This is a genomic window from Nocardia sichangensis, from assembly GCF_047200615.1.
GTDB lineage: Bacteria > Actinomycetota > Actinomycetes > Mycobacteriales > Mycobacteriaceae > Nocardia > Nocardia sichangensis.
This window is the reverse complement of the sequence record NZ_JBJZOK010000007.1, coordinates 150,437-169,617: the sequence shown is the minus strand read 5'-3', so window position 1 is coordinate 169,617 and position 19,181 is coordinate 150,437. Positions and strand designations below refer to the sequence as shown.

Annotated in this window: 7 protein-coding genes; 1 reads left to right on the top strand and 6 read right to left on the bottom strand. The window is 69.3% G+C overall.

Annotation, left to right across the window (positions count from 1 at the left end; genetic code table 11):
• Nucleotides 1-598: 598 nt before the first annotated feature.
• The 5 genes from ACL03I_RS12585 to ACL03I_RS12565 all read right to left on the bottom strand — a co-directional run bounded on the left by ACL03I_RS12585 (nt 599) and on the right by ACL03I_RS12565 (nt 8,650).
• The gene (locus ACL03I_RS12585; RefSeq protein WP_412805975.1) at nt 599-3,415 is read right to left on the bottom strand and encodes a cation-translocating P-type ATPase; all 2,817 of its coding nucleotides are present in this window, start codon (nt 3,413-3,415) and stop codon (nt 599-601) included.
• Nucleotides 3,416-3,628: 213 nt separating this feature from the next.
• On the bottom strand, nt 3,629-4,531 hold the full coding sequence (locus tag ACL03I_RS12580) for a universal stress protein (protein ID WP_412805974.1): 903 nt from the start codon (nt 4,529-4,531) through the stop codon (nt 3,629-3,631).
• A gap of 156 nt (nt 4,532-4,687) precedes the next feature.
• Nucleotides 4,688-6,328, bottom strand: a complete 1,641-nt coding sequence (locus tag ACL03I_RS12575; protein ID WP_412805973.1) for an MFS transporter — start codon at nt 6,326-6,328, stop codon at nt 4,688-4,690.
• Between the two features lie 314 nt (nt 6,329-6,642).
• Entirely contained in the window at nt 6,643-7,095 is a 453-nt protein-coding gene (locus ACL03I_RS12570; RefSeq protein WP_355075549.1) for a pyridoxamine 5'-phosphate oxidase family protein, read from the bottom strand.
• 187 nt (nt 7,096-7,282) lie between these two features.
• Nucleotides 7,283-8,650 (bottom strand): wax ester/triacylglycerol synthase family O-acyltransferase, encoded by a 1,368-nt coding sequence (locus tag ACL03I_RS12565; protein ID WP_355075331.1) that lies wholly within the window; start codon nt 8,648-8,650, stop codon nt 7,283-7,285.
• A 188-nt stretch (nt 8,651-8,838) separates the two neighbouring features.
• Between ACL03I_RS12565 and ACL03I_RS12560 the strand changes: the two genes are divergently transcribed.
• Entirely contained in the window at nt 8,839-9,975 is a 1,137-nt protein-coding gene (locus ACL03I_RS12560; protein ID WP_412805972.1) for an NAD(P)/FAD-dependent oxidoreductase, read from the top strand.
• Here the strand turns inward: ACL03I_RS12560 and ACL03I_RS12555 are convergent.
• A complete protein-coding gene (locus ACL03I_RS12555; RefSeq protein WP_412805971.1) occupies nt 9,965-19,072 on the bottom strand; it encodes a non-ribosomal peptide synthetase in 9,108 nt (3,035 codons plus the stop codon). The genes ACL03I_RS12560 and ACL03I_RS12555 overlap by 11 nt on opposite strands.
• Nucleotides 19,073-19,181: the final 109 nt, after the last annotated feature.

Sequence of the window (19,181 nt, the reverse complement as noted above, 5' to 3'; positions counted from 1 at the left end):
CCTTCGATCGACAATGAATTACCGGTCGGCAGTTATAGCAATAAACTGGCAATCTCGGTTCTTGTTACCAATAGACACCACTTCCATCAATCGTTGCAGCGCCCCGACAATTCCATACGAGTGCCCATTAATCGACCCCGAAACAATCTGCATCGGGTACCGTCTCGCAGTACATACTTCCGTTCGGCAGGGCGCTCATATCAGGCGATGAATTGTTTCCACGCTTCCGCGTGCGCCGAAGATCGCTGCCGGAAAGGGGTGGTTCCCGAGAGAAGTCCAGCGTCCACCACGCTTTCACGCACGGCCGGACGGCGGTCGATCAGCGCTCACGACGGACATCGTCCCGGTCAGGCCGTGGATTCGGACGGCCGATAGCAGGCCGGGCAGGCACCGGCGACCATGCCGGAGCAATCGGCACGACCGCCGTGCCGGACGCACACCGGCACAACGCTGAAGACATTTTGCCCGCAAGGGAATCGGGGCGGGGCCGCAGCCGTGTGCCGGTCCACCGGATACGGCCGCAAAAATTCTTGGTAGGAGAGTTCGGCAAATTGGCGTGGTGTCCCCTGCCGCACGCCAGGACCCGGCGTATGGACAATCACCGGGACGACGCGATGTCCGGCAGCACCGCTCGTTCACTCGCCCGTCCCGGACCGACCGCCGCCATTGTGGGGATCGGCGCGGGCGCGCCGGATCGGCGCCGACGTCGCACCGCCTTCTCTGCTTCGATGACGATCGGGACCACGAGCGACCAGCCCAGGCAGGCCAGCCACTGACCACCCGTCAGCGACCTCGTCATCAGCAGATCCTGCAGGAAGCCGATCTCGACCGCGAACACGGTGACCACGACCGGAATCGACAGGATCTTCACCGCGCCGAGAACCGGTGCGGTGACGCCGGACTCCGGGTCGCGGCGCATGACCAGGCCGCTCAGGATGGAACCGAACGACAGCACCACGAACGCCATGGTCATCGGGACACTCGCCGTAGTCGTGCTCATCTCCCCCGGCGCGAGGAGCATCGCGGCGAGCGTCACGGCCAGTTGCAGAGCACCGTAGGCCAGCCACTGCACGAACGAATTCCGGTTCGCGATCGGCTTCGCCGGGTCGCGGGGCGGCTTGTTCATCAGGTCCGGCGGCGGCGGATCCAGCATGATCACGGCGACCGGGAACAGGGTGATGAAGAAGTGCTGGAACAGCACCATGAGCGGGGTCAGCGCGACCCCGTCGTTGATGTCGAAGACGCTGGCGACGAGGAACAGCGCCACCAGCGCGAACAGCTTGGACATCTGATAGCGGATATAGGACACGATCTTGTCGTAGATGCCGCGCCCCAGCCGGATCGCGGTGATCAGGGTCCCGAAGTTGTCGTCGGTGAGCACCATCTTGCCCGCCTGCTTGGTGACTTCGCTGCCCGATCCCATCGCCACGCCGATATCGGCCTTCTTCAGCGCGGCGGCGTCGTTGACCGCGTCGCCGGTCATGGCCACCACGTCACCGCCGCGCTGCATCAGGTCGGCCAGCCGCAGTTTGTCCTGCGGGGTGACCCGCCCGAACACGTGCAGATTCGGCAGGGCCGCCGACAACTGCTCGTCGGTCATCGCCTGGAGTTCGCCGCCGCCGATCGCACCGGGCCCGAGGCCGAGTTCGGCCCCGATCGCGGACGCGGTGATCGCGTGATCTCCGGTGATCATGCGGACCTCGATGCCGGCCGCACGCGCGGTGCGCACCGCCTCGATCGCCTCGCGCCGCAGCGGATCGATGATCCCGACCATGCCGACGAAGGTGAGTTCCGCGACGAACGACATCGGGTCGGCAACGGCGGCTTCCTCCTGCTCGTCGAGCAAGCGTGCGGCGAAGGCCAGCACGCGCAACCCCTTCTCCGACATGCCGCGATTCGCGGCCGCGATCTCGTGCCGCATGTCGTCGATCGGCACGGCTCGCCTGCCCGGACGGTACGCGGTCGCGCACCGGTCCAGGACGACGTCGGGCCCGCCTTTGACCAATTCGACGAAGCGGGTGCTCCCGTCGACTTCCAGGTGGTGGAACGTCGCCATGAATTTGTAGGCCGAATCGAACGGCACTTCGGCGACCCGGGGGTAGGTTCGGCGGGTCAGGGGTGCGTCGACGCCGAGCTTGGCCGCCAGCACCACCAGCGCCGCCTCGGTCGGATCGCCCACGACCTCCCCGCTGTCGGCGACGGTGGCGTCGCTGTCCAGGCACAGCCCGTAGGCCAGCAGGGTGAAGTCCGGCGCCGCCTGCCCGGCGGCGTGGGTGATCGCCCCGGACTTGTCGTACCCCTGGCCCTCGACGGTGTACCACCGGCCGTGGAAGTACAGCGACCGCACCGTCATCTGGTTCATCGTCAGCGTGCCGGTCTTGTCGGAGTTGATGGCGCTCGTCGCGCCGAGTGTCTCGACATCGGTGAGGTTCTTGACGACGGCCTTGGCCTCGGCCAGCCGGCGCGCCCCGTAAGCCAGCATCGCCTGCACGAATGTGGGCAAGCCGGTCGGGATCGCCGACACGCCCATCGAGATCCCGAGCAACAGCACCGCCGTGATGCTTTGCCCGCGGATCGCCCCGATGATCACGATGATCGCCACCGCCATCCAGGCGATCGCGCCCAGCACCTTCGTCAGCGCATCCAGCTCGCGTTGCAACGGCGACTTGCTCGGGGCGACCGCCGAGAGCATCGACGCGATCCGGCCCATCTCGGTGTCCGAGCCGGTCTCGGTGACCACCATGGCGGCGGTGCCGCGCGTCACCGATGTGTTCTGGAAGACCATGTCGGCCCGGTCGCCCAGGGCGACGTCGGCGGCGCCGAGCGTGTGGGCGTCCTTGGCGACGGGCGCGCTCTCCCCCGTCAGCGCCGCTTCCTGGGTCTCGAGGGTGGTGGATTTCAACAGCCTGCCGTCCGCGGGGACGATGTCGCCTGCCTCCAGTTCGACGATGTCGCCCGGCACGAGCTCGGTCGCGGCACAGCGCGTCAGCGACCCGTCGCGCACAACCCGCGCCTGCGGCGTCTGCATCTTCGCCAGCGCGTCGACGCTGGCCCGCGCCTTGACCTCCTGCTGGGTACCCAGCACGACATTGAGCCCGACCAGCACCCCGACCACGATCGCCGTCGGAATCTCGCCGATGGTCACGCTGACCACCGTGACCACCAGCAGCATCAGGTTCATCGGATCCTTCGACTGCAGCAACGCCATCGCCCAGACCGACGGCGCGGGTTCCGCGGCGAGCTCGTTGGGCCCGTATCGCTTTCGCCGTTCCTCGACGTCGAGTGCGGTCAGGCCGGACTGCCGGTCCGAGCCGAGAGCCGCCAGCACCGCGTCCGCGTCCTGCGCGTACCAGACCGGTCGCCTCTCCGAGCCGGCCTGACGTACGCGGTCCCGCGCCGATTCCGTCGTTGCCATGTCCCGCTGGTCCTTTCTCGGCTGGGACCGCATGGCAGGTTCTCCAGCGCCCGATCCGGACGTGAGCGGGCACGAGGCCCCGATCGCCATGATGTCGCAGTGAGGTATCCAGACAACCACGGGCAAGCGATGGGCACACCGGATTGACCCAACAGAGACAGCACCGCGACCGACGCGCGGTCAGTGCTGGTCATCGCGGCTCGCAAACGACCTTCACCGCGTTCGAACGACGATCAAAGGCACCTCCACCGAGTGCAGCAGGGTGTTGCTCGTCGAGCCCAGCAGCATGCTGGCGAACCCTCCTCTGCCGTGACTGCCGACCACAACCAACTGTGCGTTCGCCGACTCGTCCAGCAACGATCGCCCCGGCCGGCCCGCCGTGACGACGCGACGTACCGCGACGTCCGGGTAGCGATCGGCCCAACCGGCCAGACTCTCGGCCAGCACCGCCTCCGCCGACTCGCGGGCGCCGTCCCAGCCGCGGACCGGTGCGTCCGGACCGCTGGTGTCGCTCCACGCGTGCAGCGCGACCACGTCGACCTTTCGGCGCGACGCCTCCTCGAACGCCAGTTCGACGGCGGCCACACTGTTGTCGGTCCCATCGACGCCCACCAGCACGGGCTGCCGGGCCGACACGGCGTCGATCGCCGCGATGCCATGGACCACCGCGACCGGGCACCGCGCGTGATGGGTGGCCGCGGTGCTCACCGAGCCGAGCAGCCCCCGCTGGAAAGCACCCATCCCGCGACTGCCCACCACCAGCATCCACGCTCGCGCGGACCTTTCGATGAGCATGGGAATGATCAGTTCGAAAGTCACCTCGGTGGTGATGGCGGGTTCGGCGCCCGGCACCGCCGTGCGCGCCACCCGCGCCGCCTCCGTGAGGATGCGCTCGCCGTCGTCGCGCAACCACTCCAGATCGGCTTCTCCGAGCGACATCTCGGGGCCGAAACCGGTCTGGATCGCCATCGAAGTGACGATGTGCAGCGAGCGGTGATGCAGCGCGGCTTCGACCGCCGCCCAAGCGACCGCCTGGTACGAGCTGGCCGAGCCGTCGACGGCCGCCAAGATGGGAAAGGCGAGATTCGTTTCGCGCGAGGCGCTTTCGGTGGTCATGAAGATTCCCTCCGTCGAGAGCGGCGCCGCAGGCATCCCATCGGCCGTCCGCGCCGCCGCTGCCATCGGCATCGAGCATCTCGCGTCCCCCACGAAGGCGGCAGAGACGAAGGTCATTCGCCGGGCGGGCCGTCGGACCTCTGCCGAAGGCTGCTTCTACGATTCGTCGGTCTCGGCCGGGTCATCCCGGCTCCGCGCGGCCGGCCGCAGTGGCAACCTGCCGGTGGCAAACAGCGGCGCGATGGCGAGCAGGGCAGTCACGGCCAACGCCACCCGCAAGGCTTCCAGCCGCGCCTCGGTGTTGACGGTTATGACGGCGTCCGCGGTGGACTGCTGCACTCCGGCGGCATGGAGGGCATCCTCGAGTTGGGTGTTGGACAGGAACGGCACGCCGCCCGCGAGTTCGGTGGTCGCCCGCTGCTGCACCGACGCGGGAACCGCGGGATCGCTTTCGATGCCCGCGACGACCGACGAGGTCAGGGTCGCGATCAGCACCGAGCCGATCAAGGCGGTGCCGAGCGATGCGCCGAGATTGGTCACGGTGTTCTGCAGCCCGCCGACCGCGCCGCTCTGCGCATCGGGCACCGACGAGACGGTGACAGCCCCCAACTGCGAGGCCAGAGCGCCCAGTCCGAGTCCCATCAGCAGCATCGGAATCGAGACCACCCCGGCGTTCGCTCCGGGGTCCATCCCGGCGACCAGAATCAGGATGCCGGTGATCATCGAGCCCAGCCCCAGCCGTACCACCCGCCGCGGGTTCGCCCGCGGCCGGAACTTCGGAATCGCCGTCGCCGCCAGAACCAGCGCCACCGACAGCGGCAGGATCCGCACGCCCGTTTCCACGGCGCTGAGTTCGAGCACCACCGACAGGAACAGCGGAACCGCGAAGAACACCCCCGCCTGCACCGTGAACTGAGCGAAGAACATGCTCAGGCCGCCGGTGAGCTGCCGATTACGCAGCAATCCCGGATCGACGAGCGGCTCCCGGCCCGTGTCGACCAGATGGGTCTGCCACCGCAGGAAGAGGTACGAGACCAGCAGTCCGGCGATCAGCAGCCAGATGACCGGGGAGAGCCCGAGCACGGCGGGACCGCCCGGCTTCACCCGCACCCAGCCCCACGTGCTCGACCGCAGGACGCCGAAGACGACCATGCCGAGACCGGCCACCGACAGCAGCGAGCCCACCAGATCGAGCCGTACCTGCTCCGCGGGGGCGTCCTCGATCCTGCGGAGCACCAGCAGGATCAGTACGACGATGACGACCTCGCCGAAGAACACGTACCGCCAGGACGCGTATGTCGTCACCGCGCCGCCGAGCAGCGGCCCCACCGCGACCGCCATCGCGCCGGCCGCCGCCACCAATCCATAGGCCGCCGCGCGGCGTTCCGGCGCGAAGTTCGCCGCGACCAGGGACACGATCGCGGGCATGATCAGAGCCGCTCCGATCCCCTCGAGCAGCGACCAACCCAACAGCAGAACCGGCAGATTCGGCGCCAGGCCGGTGGTGCAGGAACCGGCGCCGTAGATCACCAGCCCGAGGCCGAACGCCCGGCGACGGCCCAGGATGGAGCCCACCTTCCCGCCCGTCAGCATCAGCGTCGCCATCACCAACGTGTAGAGGGTGATCGCGGTTTGGATTCCGGTGATCGTCGTACCGACGTCCTGGGCCACGGTCGCCATCGACACGTTCATCACCGAGCTGTCGAGCGTCATCAGGAATTGGCCCGCGGCCAGTACACCCAGTACCAGAACGGAGTTCGGCCTGGCCTGCGATACCGAAGAACTCTCGATGCTCATGTCTCGGTTCCGTCCCGGTCTCGGCCGAGAGCCGGGGCCCGAGCCACTCGGCTACGGCGGCGGTCGCCGTGCCGGAACCGAGCAGCGCCCTGGCGTCGGCGATCTGTCGGCGGGCGACTTGCCGGGCCACCTGCCTGGTGTTCTGGTCCGGTGGCCGAATCGACCACGCGCCCCCGCCGTCGGACGACCGCCGACGGTCGGAAGGGAACGCCGCAACATCCACCTCATTTGATCACAGACGTCCACCGCGGACCCGCAATTGCTCGCGGTGACCGGCTTCGGGTCACCGACCCGTTGCGCTTCGCTACGGCGACCTATCCCTGCTCGCCGAGCAGTCTGACACCCGTCACGATCGTGGGTTCGATAGCGATGACGGTGTCCATGAGCCCATCGGCCCACGGGCGCAGCAGCCGCGTATAGCGCGCGATCCGTTCGGGGTCGGTGACCGTACGCGCGAGACCGGTCACGACGACCGACCAGCCCACATGGCTCACCGCGTCGATGTCGTCGGCCTCGTACGCCACGACGACGGACGGATCGGCACGAACGGTGTCGGTGAGCCGTGAGGTGACCCGGGTACGCACGATGACCACACCGCCGTCGACGAAATGGTTGACCGGGCGAATCGCGGGCAGTGCGTCGCGAGTGAACACCACGCGTCCGTAGGCGACGCCGGCCAGCAGCCGCAGCGCCTCCTCGCGGTCGATCTCGACCATTGTGCGGCCCGCTACGCCGCGGTCCGCGACACGGCCGTTCGAGGCGATCATGATCTCGGGCCGGGGCACATCGCGCGTGCATCCACCTGGCAACAACCTCGCTTTCCGGTCTTCACTCGACACCACGGCCTCCCATATCATCACCGAGTCCTACTGCCGGACAGGGCAGAAAGTCCCCGATCCGTCCTCTTCGCGCAGCCGGTCCCGGCGGCTCGGGCCGCACCGCCGTGAAGGCGCGTCACGGTCGGATCTCCTCGGGCCGGGACGCTCGCCGGATCCCGGCCCGCTCCCGCAGCCGCCGGATCTCCCGCTCGATGCCTTCGGCGAGCACGGCGATATCGGGAGCGGTGTCATAGTCTCCGGTGATGCCGAAGGTCAGGTGGCCCGCATAACTGAGGACCGCGACCGCCGTGCGCAACCGCATGGCGATCGGCATGGCAGGCAGAAGTTCCGACACCACACGCCCGCGCACGGTCAGCTGTTCACGCGGGCCGGGCACATTCGTCACCAGCGCCCCCACGGTTCGTTGCGGAAACCGTGCCAGCAGACGAAGACTCCACGCCAGGGGCGCGAACGGCAGCAAGCCCGCCAGCGCGAGCACCGATTTCTCCGCCTGCGCTTCGCCTCCCGACTTGTGCCGGTTCATCCGTTCCCGGATCGCCCTCAGCCGCTCCACCGGGTCGGCGACCTCGATCGGCAGGAACGGCAGCACCGCCGAAACTCGGTTGTCCAGTGTGTATTTCGCTTGTTCGGAGCGCATGGAGATCGGGACGAGAATACGCAGTTTGTCCGGAGACGGCCGTTCGTCGCGGCCGACCAACAGTTCACGATAAGCGGCGGCGACCGCGGCCAGGACGACATCGTTGACCGTGACGCCGAACACCGCGCCGATCTCATGGACATCCGACAGGGCGGCCCGGGCCACGACATACCGGCGCTGGCGTCCGATGGGGCCGTTCAGCGAGCACTCGGTGGCCGGCGAGACGACGGCGGACAGCAGCGGCGCGAGACCGCGCGTCATGGCGACCACCGACCGCGGCACGACGACGGGTAGCCGCGACAGTTCTCGAACCAGATCCGGCCGGCGCACCTCGGTACGGTTCGGTGGCTCGGTCACCGGATCGTTCGGCTCCTCGGCCACGGCATCGCAGAAACTTCGGAACACCGAGATGCCGGATACGCCGTCCACCAGACTGTGATGCGCTTTGACCAGCAGTGCCCAGCGGTCCGCCGCGAGGTGTTCGACGACGACGCACTGCCACAGCGGATGGTCGCGATCGAGTCGCTCCTCGAGTTCCGTCGCCACCAATTCGCACAACGCGCCCTCGTCACCCGGCGCGGGCAGTGCGGTCCACCGAATATGGTGTGCGAGATCGAAATTGGGGTCGTCCTCCCACACCGGCGTGGCCAGGTCGAGCGGCGCCCGCCGCACCTTCTGGCGCAAGCGCGCGTTCCGCTGCACGCCCTTGGCGACTACGCCGCTCAGCTCGGACCTGCTCGGTGGGGCACCGGAGATGATCGCCACCGCGCCGATGCCGAGACTGATATGCCGGTCGGAGTCCTCCAGTTCCATGAAGCCGGAATCGAGGGGTCGTAGTTCTGTCATGGGGATGCTCATTCGAGTCGCTTCGTCTCTCCAGCATCGCGCGAAGCGTCGGTTCAGATGATGGCCGAAGGTCACCGAACGCAGGGCACTCCGGCCACGGCGCGCCCGTCGCCGGACCGGGACTCGGCCGTCGGCAGGCTTGGAAGCAATCCTCGACTCGGCGGCGTCACCAGGGGAAGAATCGGCGTATGCGAACCGTACTCATTCTCGGTGCGGGGTTCGGAGGGCTGGAGCTGGCCACCCGTCTGTCGGGTTCGCCGGCCGACGAACTCCGTGTCGTCATCATCGACCGAAACGACTCCTTCACCTTCGGCTTCGCCAAACTGGACATTCTGTTCCGTGACCTGCCCCCGGAGACAGCGCGGGTGCCGTATTCCCGCTTCACCCATCCGCGCGTCGAATTCCGGCAGGAGGAGGTCACCGAGATCGACCCGAGAGCACGCCGCGTCCGCACCGACCAGGCGGTGTACGACCCCGACATCCTCGTCGTCGCGCTGGGCGCCGACTACGATCCCGGCGCCACCCCCGGCTTCGTCGAGGACGGCTACGAGTACTACTCGATCGACGGCGCCCGTCGATTGCGCGAACGCCTGGCGGGTTTCGACGGCGGAGCCGTCGTCCTCGCGGTGCTGAGCGTCCCGTTCAAGTGCCCGCCCGCGCCCTACGAAGGCGCGATGCTCCTGCACGAAGCGCTCACCAGGCGCGGAATCCGGAACCGTACCCACATGCAGTTCTTCACCCCCATGGACGCACCGATTCCGGTGTCCGCGCAAACCTCCGCCGCCATCGTCGAAGCGCTGGCGCGGCGTGGCATCGCCTATTCGCCGGGGCGCCGGGTGCACGCGCTCGACCCGGACCGCCACATCGCGGTCACCAGGACCGGCGAGGTGCCCTACGACCTGTTCATCGGAATCCCGAAGCACCGGGTTCCCGCGGTCGTCGAGGCGTCGGGGCTCACCGAGGGCGGGACCGACGGCTGGATCGCCGTGGACCCGCACACCCTCGAGACGCCGTTTCCTGGCGTCTACGCCCTCGGCGACTGCGCCGACGCGCCGGTCCCGCGGGCGGGCGTGTTCGCCGAGGACGCCGCCCGCACGGTCGCCGCGGGCATCGAGGCCGGGTTCGGCGGCTCGGCGCCGCAGGAACAGTATCGCGGGCGGGGCACCTGCTATATCGAGTTCGGAGGCGGGCTGGTCGGCAAGGTCGAGGCCGATTTCCTCTCCGGTCCCGCGCCGGTCGCACCGTTCAGCGTGCCCTCGGTGGAACTCGCCCGGGAGAAGGCCGCCGCCGCCGAGGTCCGGCTGCACCGCTGGTTCACCGGCTGACCGAGTCCTCACCGCCCGGCTCGCCCGCTCGCCACGCGCGGGTCAGCACCGCGGCGATCTCGGCCAGGCCGGACGCGACGGTCATTCGCCAGTGCGTCGTCGACACAGGATGGTTGTGCACGCGGCCGTCGACGACCTCGCTCCAGATCGACGCGCCGACACAGCCGGTCGGATCGTCGAGCGCGGCGGTGAAATAGAGGACATCTCCCCGGTACACCGGCGGGACGTAGGCGCCGCGCAGCGCGACCGAGTGCACCGCCGCGTCCAGGATCCGGGTGACGCGGTCGGAGCCGAACGACGCGAACGGCTCCGGAAGTTCGGTCATCTTCTGCGGCAGCGCGACCCAGTCCACCTCCGCGACGTTGCCGAGGTCGCCCGCCTGCTCACCCAGCAGGCCGCCGATCAACTCGGCCACCGGGACCTGGCCCGCGTCACCCGGCGGCGTGCCGGGCGGATCCGCCATGTAGCTGTCCATCACCGCGAGCAGCGCGACTCGCTCGCCTTCGCGTTGCAGCTGGACCGCCATCTCGTGCGCGATGACGCCGCCGAAGGACCAGCCGAGCAGATGGTAAGGACCGGTCGGTTGTTTCGCGCGGATCAGCTCGAGGTAGCGGCGGGCCCATTCCTCGATCGAATCCGGCATCACCTCATCGCCGGCCAGCACGGGCGTTTGCAGGCCGTAGAGCGGCCGTTCCGGGTCGAGGTAGGCGGCGAGGCCCGCATACGACCAGGAGATGCCCGACACGGGATGCACACAGAACAGCGGCGCGGCCGAACCGCCGGGACGCAGCGGCAGCAGCATGTCGAAGGCCGCCTCGGTCTGGACTTCGCCGCTCGCCCGGCGGGCCAGGTCGGCGACCAGTTCCGCGGGTGTGGGCGCGGTGAACACCCGCATCACCGGAATCCGGGTGCCCAGCGCGGACGACAGCCGCAGAGTCAGCTTCGCGGCGAGCAGTGAGTTGCCGCCGTGCTCGAAGAAGTTGTCGTCCATGCCGAAGCGCTCGGCGCCGAGCACCGCGGCGAAGGCGGCCGCGACGGTCGCCTCCACGGGAGTGACAGCAGCGCGGAACTCGCGCGCGCGGAACGCCGGCGCGGGCAACGCCCGCTTGTCGAGCTTGCCGTTGGGGGTCAACGGGATGGCGTCGATCACCACGATCGCGGCGGGCACCATGTAGCCGGTCAGGTGTTCGGCCACCTGTTCGCGCAACTCGGCCGGGTCCGGCCGCGCCCCCGGTTCGGGCAGGACATAACCCACGAGCTGGTCACCGAGCGTCGGATCGGTCCGGACCAGCGCGACGGCCTGACGCACGCCGGAACACCGCACCAGCGCCGATTCGATCTCCCCGAGTTCGATCCGGAACCCGCGCAACTGCACCTGCTGGTCGCCGCGACCGGAGTAGGCGAGGCCGGCGTCGCCGCCGAACCGGTTCCAGCGCGCGAGGTCACCCGAGCGGTACATCCGCGATCCCGGCGGCCCGAAGGGATTCGCGACGAACCGCGTCGCGGTGAGCCCGGGCCGCCCCACGTAGCCGCGGGAGAGCTGACCGCCCGCGACATAGATCTCACCGGGCGTACCGACCGGCGCCGGTCGCAGACGAATGTCCAGCACGTGCGTGTCCAGCCCGGGCAGCGCTCGTCCGATCAGGCTGGCCGGGCTTTCCATCAGCTCCGCGCCGACGTCCAGGAAGGAGACGTGCACGGTGGTCTCCGTGATGCCGTACATGTTGACCAGTCGCGGCGATTCCCCCGGACGACGCTCACGCCAGCGTCGCAAGTGCCGCAGATCCAGCGCCTCACCGCCGAAGATCACATACCGCAGCGCGAATTCGCCGGACGCGGCCGAGGCGTCCCGATCGGCTTCGACCAGTTGACAGAATGCCGACGGCGTCTGGTTCAGCACCGTCACCTGCTCGCGAATCAGCAGCTCGCGGAACAATTCCGGTGAGCGCGAGGTCGCGTAGTCGACCACGACGACGGTGCCGCCGGTCACGAGCGCGCACCACAGCTCCCACACCGAGAAGTCGAACGCGAAGGAGTGGAACAACGTCCAGACGTCGTGCTCGCCGAATTCGAACAGCGGCCGCGCCTCGGTGAACAGTCGCACCGCATTGCGATGCGTCACGCCGACACCCTTCGGCACGCCCGTCGAACCCGACGTGTAGATGACGTAGGCGAGATTGTCCGGCAGCAGCGGCGACGCCCGGTCGGCGTCGGTGATCGGATCGTCGGCGAACTCCGCCGTCTGCTCCAGCAACACGGTGGGCAGGTCGGTGTCCGGGATGGCGGAGCGCTCGGCGGCGGTGGTCAGCACGCACACCGGTGCCGCGTCGGCGAGCACGAACGCCAGCCGCTGCGCCGGATAGCCGAGGTCGATCGGCAGGTACGCGGCACCGGCGGCCAGCACTCCGAGCAACGCGACCGGTAGGTCCTCGGTGCGCGGGACCGCCACGGCGACCAGGGTTTCCGGGCCCGCTCCGGCGGCGATCAGCGCGCGGGCGATTCGATTCGCGCGCTTGTACAACGCGCCGAAACTCAGTGTGGCGGCACCGAACCGGACGGCCTCCGCCTCTGGACTGCGCCGTGCCTGCTCGCCGATCAGCTCGGGCAGGGTCGCCACCGGTTCGGTCCCGGCCCGCGCCTCGTGCGCGACCGCCGGGCAGTGTTCGCTCTCGTCGAGGATGTCGATGTCCCACACCCGCGCCGAGGGATCTTCGGCGACCGCGGACACGATGCGCTCGAACCGGCGCGCGAAGGCGCGGACGGTCGATTCGTCGAACAGGTCCGTGGCGTAGGTGAAGGTCACCGCCGATTCCGTCCGGCCGTCGCCGCACGCCCGCGGCTCGACGACCACTTGCACATCGAATTTGGCCGTGATCTCGCCGTTGTCGACGGCGGTGACCGTCAGATCCGGCAACTCCAGGGTGGGCTGCTCGAGGTTCTGGAACGACAGCATCACCGGAAACAGCGAGGTGCGCGCTCCGCTGCGCGCGGGATCGGCCTCCTCGACCACTCGCTCGAAAGGAACATCCGCGTTGGCGAAGGCCGAGACGGCGACTTCACGGGAGCGCTCGACGAGATCGTGGAACCGCACGTCGGGGTCGACGTCGACGCGCAACGCCAGCGTGTTGACGAACATCCCGACCAAGTCGTCCAGCGCATGTTCGCCCCGCCCGGCCACCGGGGTCCCGATGACGACGTCCGTGGCGCCGCAGAGGCGTCCGATCAGCGTGGCGAGGGCCGCGTGCACCACCATGAACAGCGTCGCGTTGTGCTCGCGCGCGATGCCGGTCAGCCGCTCGTGTACCCGCGCCGGGATCGTGCAGCCGGTCGACGCGCCGCGCGTCGAGGCTGTCGAGGAGCGCGGGCGATCGGCTGGCAGTTCCAGCGGTCCGGTGAGCCCGGACAGCTGCCCGCGCCAATACGACAGCTGTTGCGCCGCAACGGAATCCTCGTCGTCCTCGGATCCGATCGTGCCGTGCTGCCAGATCGCGTAATCGGCGTACTGCACCGGCAGGGGCGACCAGTCCGGCGCGCCGCCGCCGAGCCTGGCCACGTAGGCGGTCACCAGGTCGCGGGCCAGCGGCGCGAGCGACGACCCGTCCGCCGAGATGTGGTGGGTCACGATGACGAGCAGATGATCTGGGCCCGAGGTGAACAGCCGCAGGCGCACGGGCGCGTCCGCGGTCACGTCGAAGCCCGCGGACATCAGCGCGTCCACCATGGCCGCGGCATCCGTGACACCGTGCTCGATCACGATGCCGTCGGGAAGGACCGCATCGGTCGGAAGGATCTCCTGATACGGCTGCCCGTCGGCGGCGACCGGGTAGCGGGTGCGCAGCACCTCGTGCCGTTCGATCACGTCGGCGAGCGCCTGGCGCAGCGCGGGCAGATCGAGAGTGCCGGTCAGCCGGACGGCGAAGGGCATGTTGTAGGCGGGCGAGTCCGGCTCGAGGCGGTTGAGCAACCACATCCGCTGCTGCGCAGGCGACAGCGGGATGCGATCCGGTCGTCGCACTCGCGCCAAGGGCGCGCGAGCCACGCCCGTCCCACCGGCGACCACCCGCGCGGCGAGTGCCCACACCGCGGGCGCCTCGAACAGATCCCGCACGGTGACCCGCGATCCGAACGCCTCGTTGACCCGTGCGACGGCCCGGGTGGCGAGCAGCGAATTGCCGCCGAGCGCGAAGAAGTCGTCGTCGATGCCCGCTCGCTCGACGCCGAGCAGTTCGGCGAACACCTGCGCGACGGCCTGTTCGGCGGGGTTGCGCGGCGCTCGGAACGCCGTGGTCTCGATGGCGGGTTCGGGCAGCGCTGTGCGATCGAGTTTCCCGCTCGCGTTCAGCGGCAGCGCTGCCAGCTCCACCAGCGCGGACGGGATCATGTACGCGGGCAGGACCGCCGACATCCCGGCAACGAGTTCGCCACGATCGATGACCTGCCCCGGACGCGCGACGACATAGGCCGCCAGCCGATCTCCCGACGGCGATGCCACCACCGCCGCGACCGCTTGGCTCACCGACGGCTGCGCGAGCAGCGCCGTCTCGATCTCACCGAGTTCGATGCGCTGGCCGCGGAATTTCACCTGGAAGTCGGTGCGCCCGAGGTATTCCAGGCGTTGCGGCTCGTCCGCGCGAGGCGCACGCCAGACCGCCAGGTCGCCGGTGCGGTACATCCTGGTTCCGCGGCCGAACGGGTTGGCGACGAAACGGTCCGCGGTCAGCGCCGCTTGCCGCACGTATCCGCGGGCCAGCTGTTCGCCGGCCAGGTACAGCTCGCCCGGTACCCCGGCCGGAACCGGCCGCAGGCGCGAATCCAGCACGTATACCTGGGTATTCCACTGCGGCTGCCCGATCGGCACCGTCACATCGTCGCCCGTTCCGGCGGGCCGGTACGTCACCGAGACCGCCGCCTCGGTGGGTCCGTACAGGTTGTGCACCTGTGCGCCGGAGACCGCGCGGACCGCGCGCACGGTCTCCGGCGGCAGAGCTTCCCCGATGACGAACAGATCCCGCAGTGTCGCGAGACTTTCCGCCGTCGCATGGGCGGCGAACTCGGTCAACATGGAGGGCACGAAATCGGTGACCGTCACACGGTGCGCGGCGACGGCCGCGGCGAGGTAGGCGGCGTCACGATGCCCGTCGTGGTCGGCGAGCACGAGTTTCGCGCCCGCGCGCAACGGCATCAGGTAGCCCCACAAGGAGACGTCGAAGGTCGCCGCGGTCTTCTGCAGGTATGCGTCCCGCGGGCCCATGGGGTACTGCGCGAGCATCCATTCGATCTGGTTGTCGATCGCGGCGTGCGAGACCGCCACACCCTTCGGACGCCCGGTCGAACCGGACGTGAAGATCACATAGGCGGGGTGCTGCGGCAGCACCGCCCGCCTCAGTTCGTCGGAACGAATCGCAGCTCCCGAGCGCTGGTCCGCGCCGAGGGCGTCCAGGGACAGGACGGCGACATGATCGGGTACCGGGATCGCGTCGGCGGAAGTGGTGAGCACGCAGACCGGTTTCGCGACCTCGAGCACGTGCGCGATCCGCTCGGCGGGGTGATCGGGGTCGAGCGGTACGTACGCGCCACCGGCGGTGAGGATCGCGTACATGCCGACCACGAGATCCACCGACCGCCGGACCGCGAGCGCCACAAGGGTTTCCGCGCCGACGCCGTGATCGGCGAGTACCCGGGCGAGCCGGTTGACCCGCTCGTCGAACTCGCGGTAGCTCAACTGCGTATCCGCGTGGACCACCGCTATCTCGTCCGGGTGCCGGGCTACCGCACGCCGGTACCCGTCGAGCACCAGCCCCGCCGCGATCGGGTGCCGGGTGTCGTTCCACCCGGTCAGGATCGCGGCGCGCTCCGCGGAATCGAGCAAGTCGATCTCCCCGACCGCCCGATCCGCCGAATCCGCGACGGCCGCGAGGATCACGCACAGCCGCCGGGCGAATCCCGCCACCGTGGCCTCGTCGAACAGGTCGGTGGAATAGGTGAACGCGGCCGAGATGCCCAGCGGCGTCCGCTCGTCCTCGTGCGGCACCATGGTCAGCTCGAGGTCGAATTTCGCCAGCGGCAGCGCGAAGTCCACCGCGGAAACCCGCAGCCCGGGCAGTTCCAGTGTCGTCGGCGCGAAGTTCTGGAAGGTCAGCATGGTCTGGAACAGCGGGTGATGCGCGCTCGACCGCACCGGGTCGAGCTCCTCCACCAGGCGTTCGAACGGCACGTCGGCGTGGCCGAAGGCCTCGATGTCCCGCCTGCGCACCTGCTCGAGCAGCTCGGTGAAGCTGTGGCCGGGGTCGATCTCGGTACGCAGCGCGAGGGTGTTGACGAACATGCCGATCAGGCCGTCCACCGTGGCCTCGCCACGACCGGCCACCGGCGCGCCGACGGTGATGTCGCGGGTGTTCGACAGCCGGGCCAGCAAGACCGTGTACGCGGCGTGCGCGACCATGAACAACGTCGCGTCGTGGCGGTGTGCCAGCCGGTCCAGTGCGGCGTGCACCGCCGCGTCGATCTTGAATTCGTGGGTGGCGCCGCGACCGGAGAACACCGCGGGGCGCGGCCGGTCGGCGGGTAGGTCCAGCCGTTCCGGCAGGTCCGCCAGCCGCTGCCGCCAGAAACCGAGCTGGCGGGCGAGCGTCGAGTCCGGATCGCTCTCGGCGCCGAGCATCTCGCGCTGCCACAACGTGTAGTCCGCGTACTGCAAGGGCAACGGCTGCCAAGCGGGAGCGTGGCCCTCGGTCCTGGCCGAGTACGCGCTCATCAGATCGGCGGTCAGCGGGCCCATCGAGGAGCCGTCGGCGGCGATGTGGTGGACCACGCCGACCAGCACGTGCTCGGACTCGCTCGAACGCAGCAGACGCAACCGGAGCGGCGGCGCGGCCGTGACATCGAAGCCCTCGACCACCGCGGCCACCGTGTGCTCGAGGACTTCGGCTTCGGCGACGTCGAGCACCGGCAGCTCGGGCACCGCGCCCGGCTCCGACAGCGCGTGCACCCGCTGGCTGCCCGTCCCGTCGCGCTCCGGATAGCTGGTCCGCAGCACCTCGTGCCGCTCGACCAGATCTCGGATCGCCGCCCGCAGCGCGTCCACGTCCAGCTGTCCGCTCAACCGCACCGCCAGTGGGATGTTGTTGCTCGCCGCGGCCGGGTCGAACCGATTGAGGAACCACATCCGGCGCTGTGCGTACGACAGCGGCACCCGGTCCGGTCGCGCCATCGGTCGCGGCGCCGGGTGGGTGACTCGAGCCAGTTCGTTCAGGCGTTCGGCCAGTTTCGCCACCACCGAGGCCTCGAACAACAGCGCGACCGGAACGCGGACGCCCAGCGTGGTACCGAGCCGCGCCGCGGCCTGCGTCGCGATCAGCGAATTGCCGCCCAGTTCGAAGAAGTCGTCGTTGGCACCGACCCGGGCGGTTTCGGAGTCGCCCGGCGGGAGGAGCAGCGCGGCGAAGACGTCGGCGACCACATGCTCGGTCGGCGTGGCGGGCGCACGGAACTGTCTGGTGTTGAGCACCGGCTCCGGCAGCGCGGCGCGATCCAGCTTGCCGACCGGTGTCAGCGGGAGTTCGTCGAGCACCGTGATCGCGGCCGGAATCATGTATGCCGGAAGGGTTTTCGCCAGGAGATCGGCCAATTCGGCGGTGTCGAGCGCCACCCGGACGCTGCCGTCCGGGCCGGTCGCCGCTCGTGGCAGCACGTAGGAGACCAGCGCGGTGGCGCCGGACGGCAGTGTCGTGCCGAGTGTCGCGGCGTAGTCGACGTCGGGGTGGGCGGTCAGCGCGTTGTCGATCTCGCCGAGTTCGATCCGCAGCCCTCGGATCTTGACCTGGAAGTCCACCCGCCCGTGGTGTTCGAGGTGTCCCGCCGAGTCGCGCCGCACCAGATCGCCGGTGCGATACATGCGAGAGCCAGGTACCGCCGCGAACGGGTTGGCGACGAATCGGTCCGCGGTCATCCCAGGGCGTCCGAGGTACCCCTGCGCCAGCGCCGGTCCGGACAGATACAGCTCGCCGATCACGCCGGTGGGCACCATCCGCAGCCGCGCGTCCAGCACGTGGACGCCCAGCCCCGGGACCGGAGTGCCGATATGGGTCGCGCCGCCCGCACACAGCGCCTCGGTGCCGGTGGCGAAGATGGTGGTCTCGGTGGGGCCGTAGACGATATAGAAGGACCGGGCGCCGGTCGCCCACCGTGCGGCCAGCTCGGGGCCCACACGCTCCCCGCCGCACAGGATGGCCCTGAGGTCGTCGAGCCCGGCCGGCTCGATGGATTCCAGGGCTCCCGGGGTGATGCACAGATGCGTGACCCGCTCGCGCCGCAGCAGATCGGCCAGTTCGGCGCCGCCGAACACCGTGGGCGGCGCCACGACCAGCGTCGCGCCCGCCGAGAAGGCGAGCAGCATCTCGATCACCGAGAAGTCGAAGCTCGGCGTGCACAGATGCGAGACGCGTGATGCCCGGCTCACCGCCCGGGCGGCGATCTCGTGCTCGACCAGGCCCGCGAGACCGGCATGGGTGACCGCTACGCCTTTCGGCTTGCCCGTCGAGCCGGAGGTGTAGATCAGGTAGGCGAGGTGCTGTTCGGTGAGGGGACGAAGCCGGTCCAGGTAGCAGATCGAATGGCCGGGCGCGGCGGCGACCTTCTCCCGGTGCGCTTCGGAATCGAGTTCGATCCACGTCATGCCGGGCGCGACGAGTGCCGCGCGATGCGCCGATGTGGTGAGGCCGACGACGGCGCCACAGTCGGCGATCATGTGTGCGATTCGATCCGCCGGATAGGAGGGATCGACGGGCACGTAGGTGGCACCGGTCTTCGCGACCGCCCACACCGCGAGCACCGACTCGATCGAGCGGGTGACGGCCACCGCGACGAAGTCTCCCGGCCCTACGCCGAACCCGATCAGGTAGCGGGCCCATCGCGACGACATCTCGTCCAATTCCCGGTAGCTGAGCTCACGCTGGTCCACGGGATCGCCGGTGGGATTGTACCGGAGGGCCGCCGAGTCGAACGCCGTGTCGACCGCGGCCGTGAGCAGTTGCGGGAACAGAAGATTGCGTGCTCGTGAATGCTGGGTGCGACGTGCGGAACGGCGTGTCGGGGTCATGCGGCGGCGAGTTCACTCTCTGGTCGATCATCGTCCGCTCCGGCTATGGAGCCAGAAGCGGTGCCTCAAATGCGTGAACCATGACCCGAGCGTGCAGAACGGACCTTAG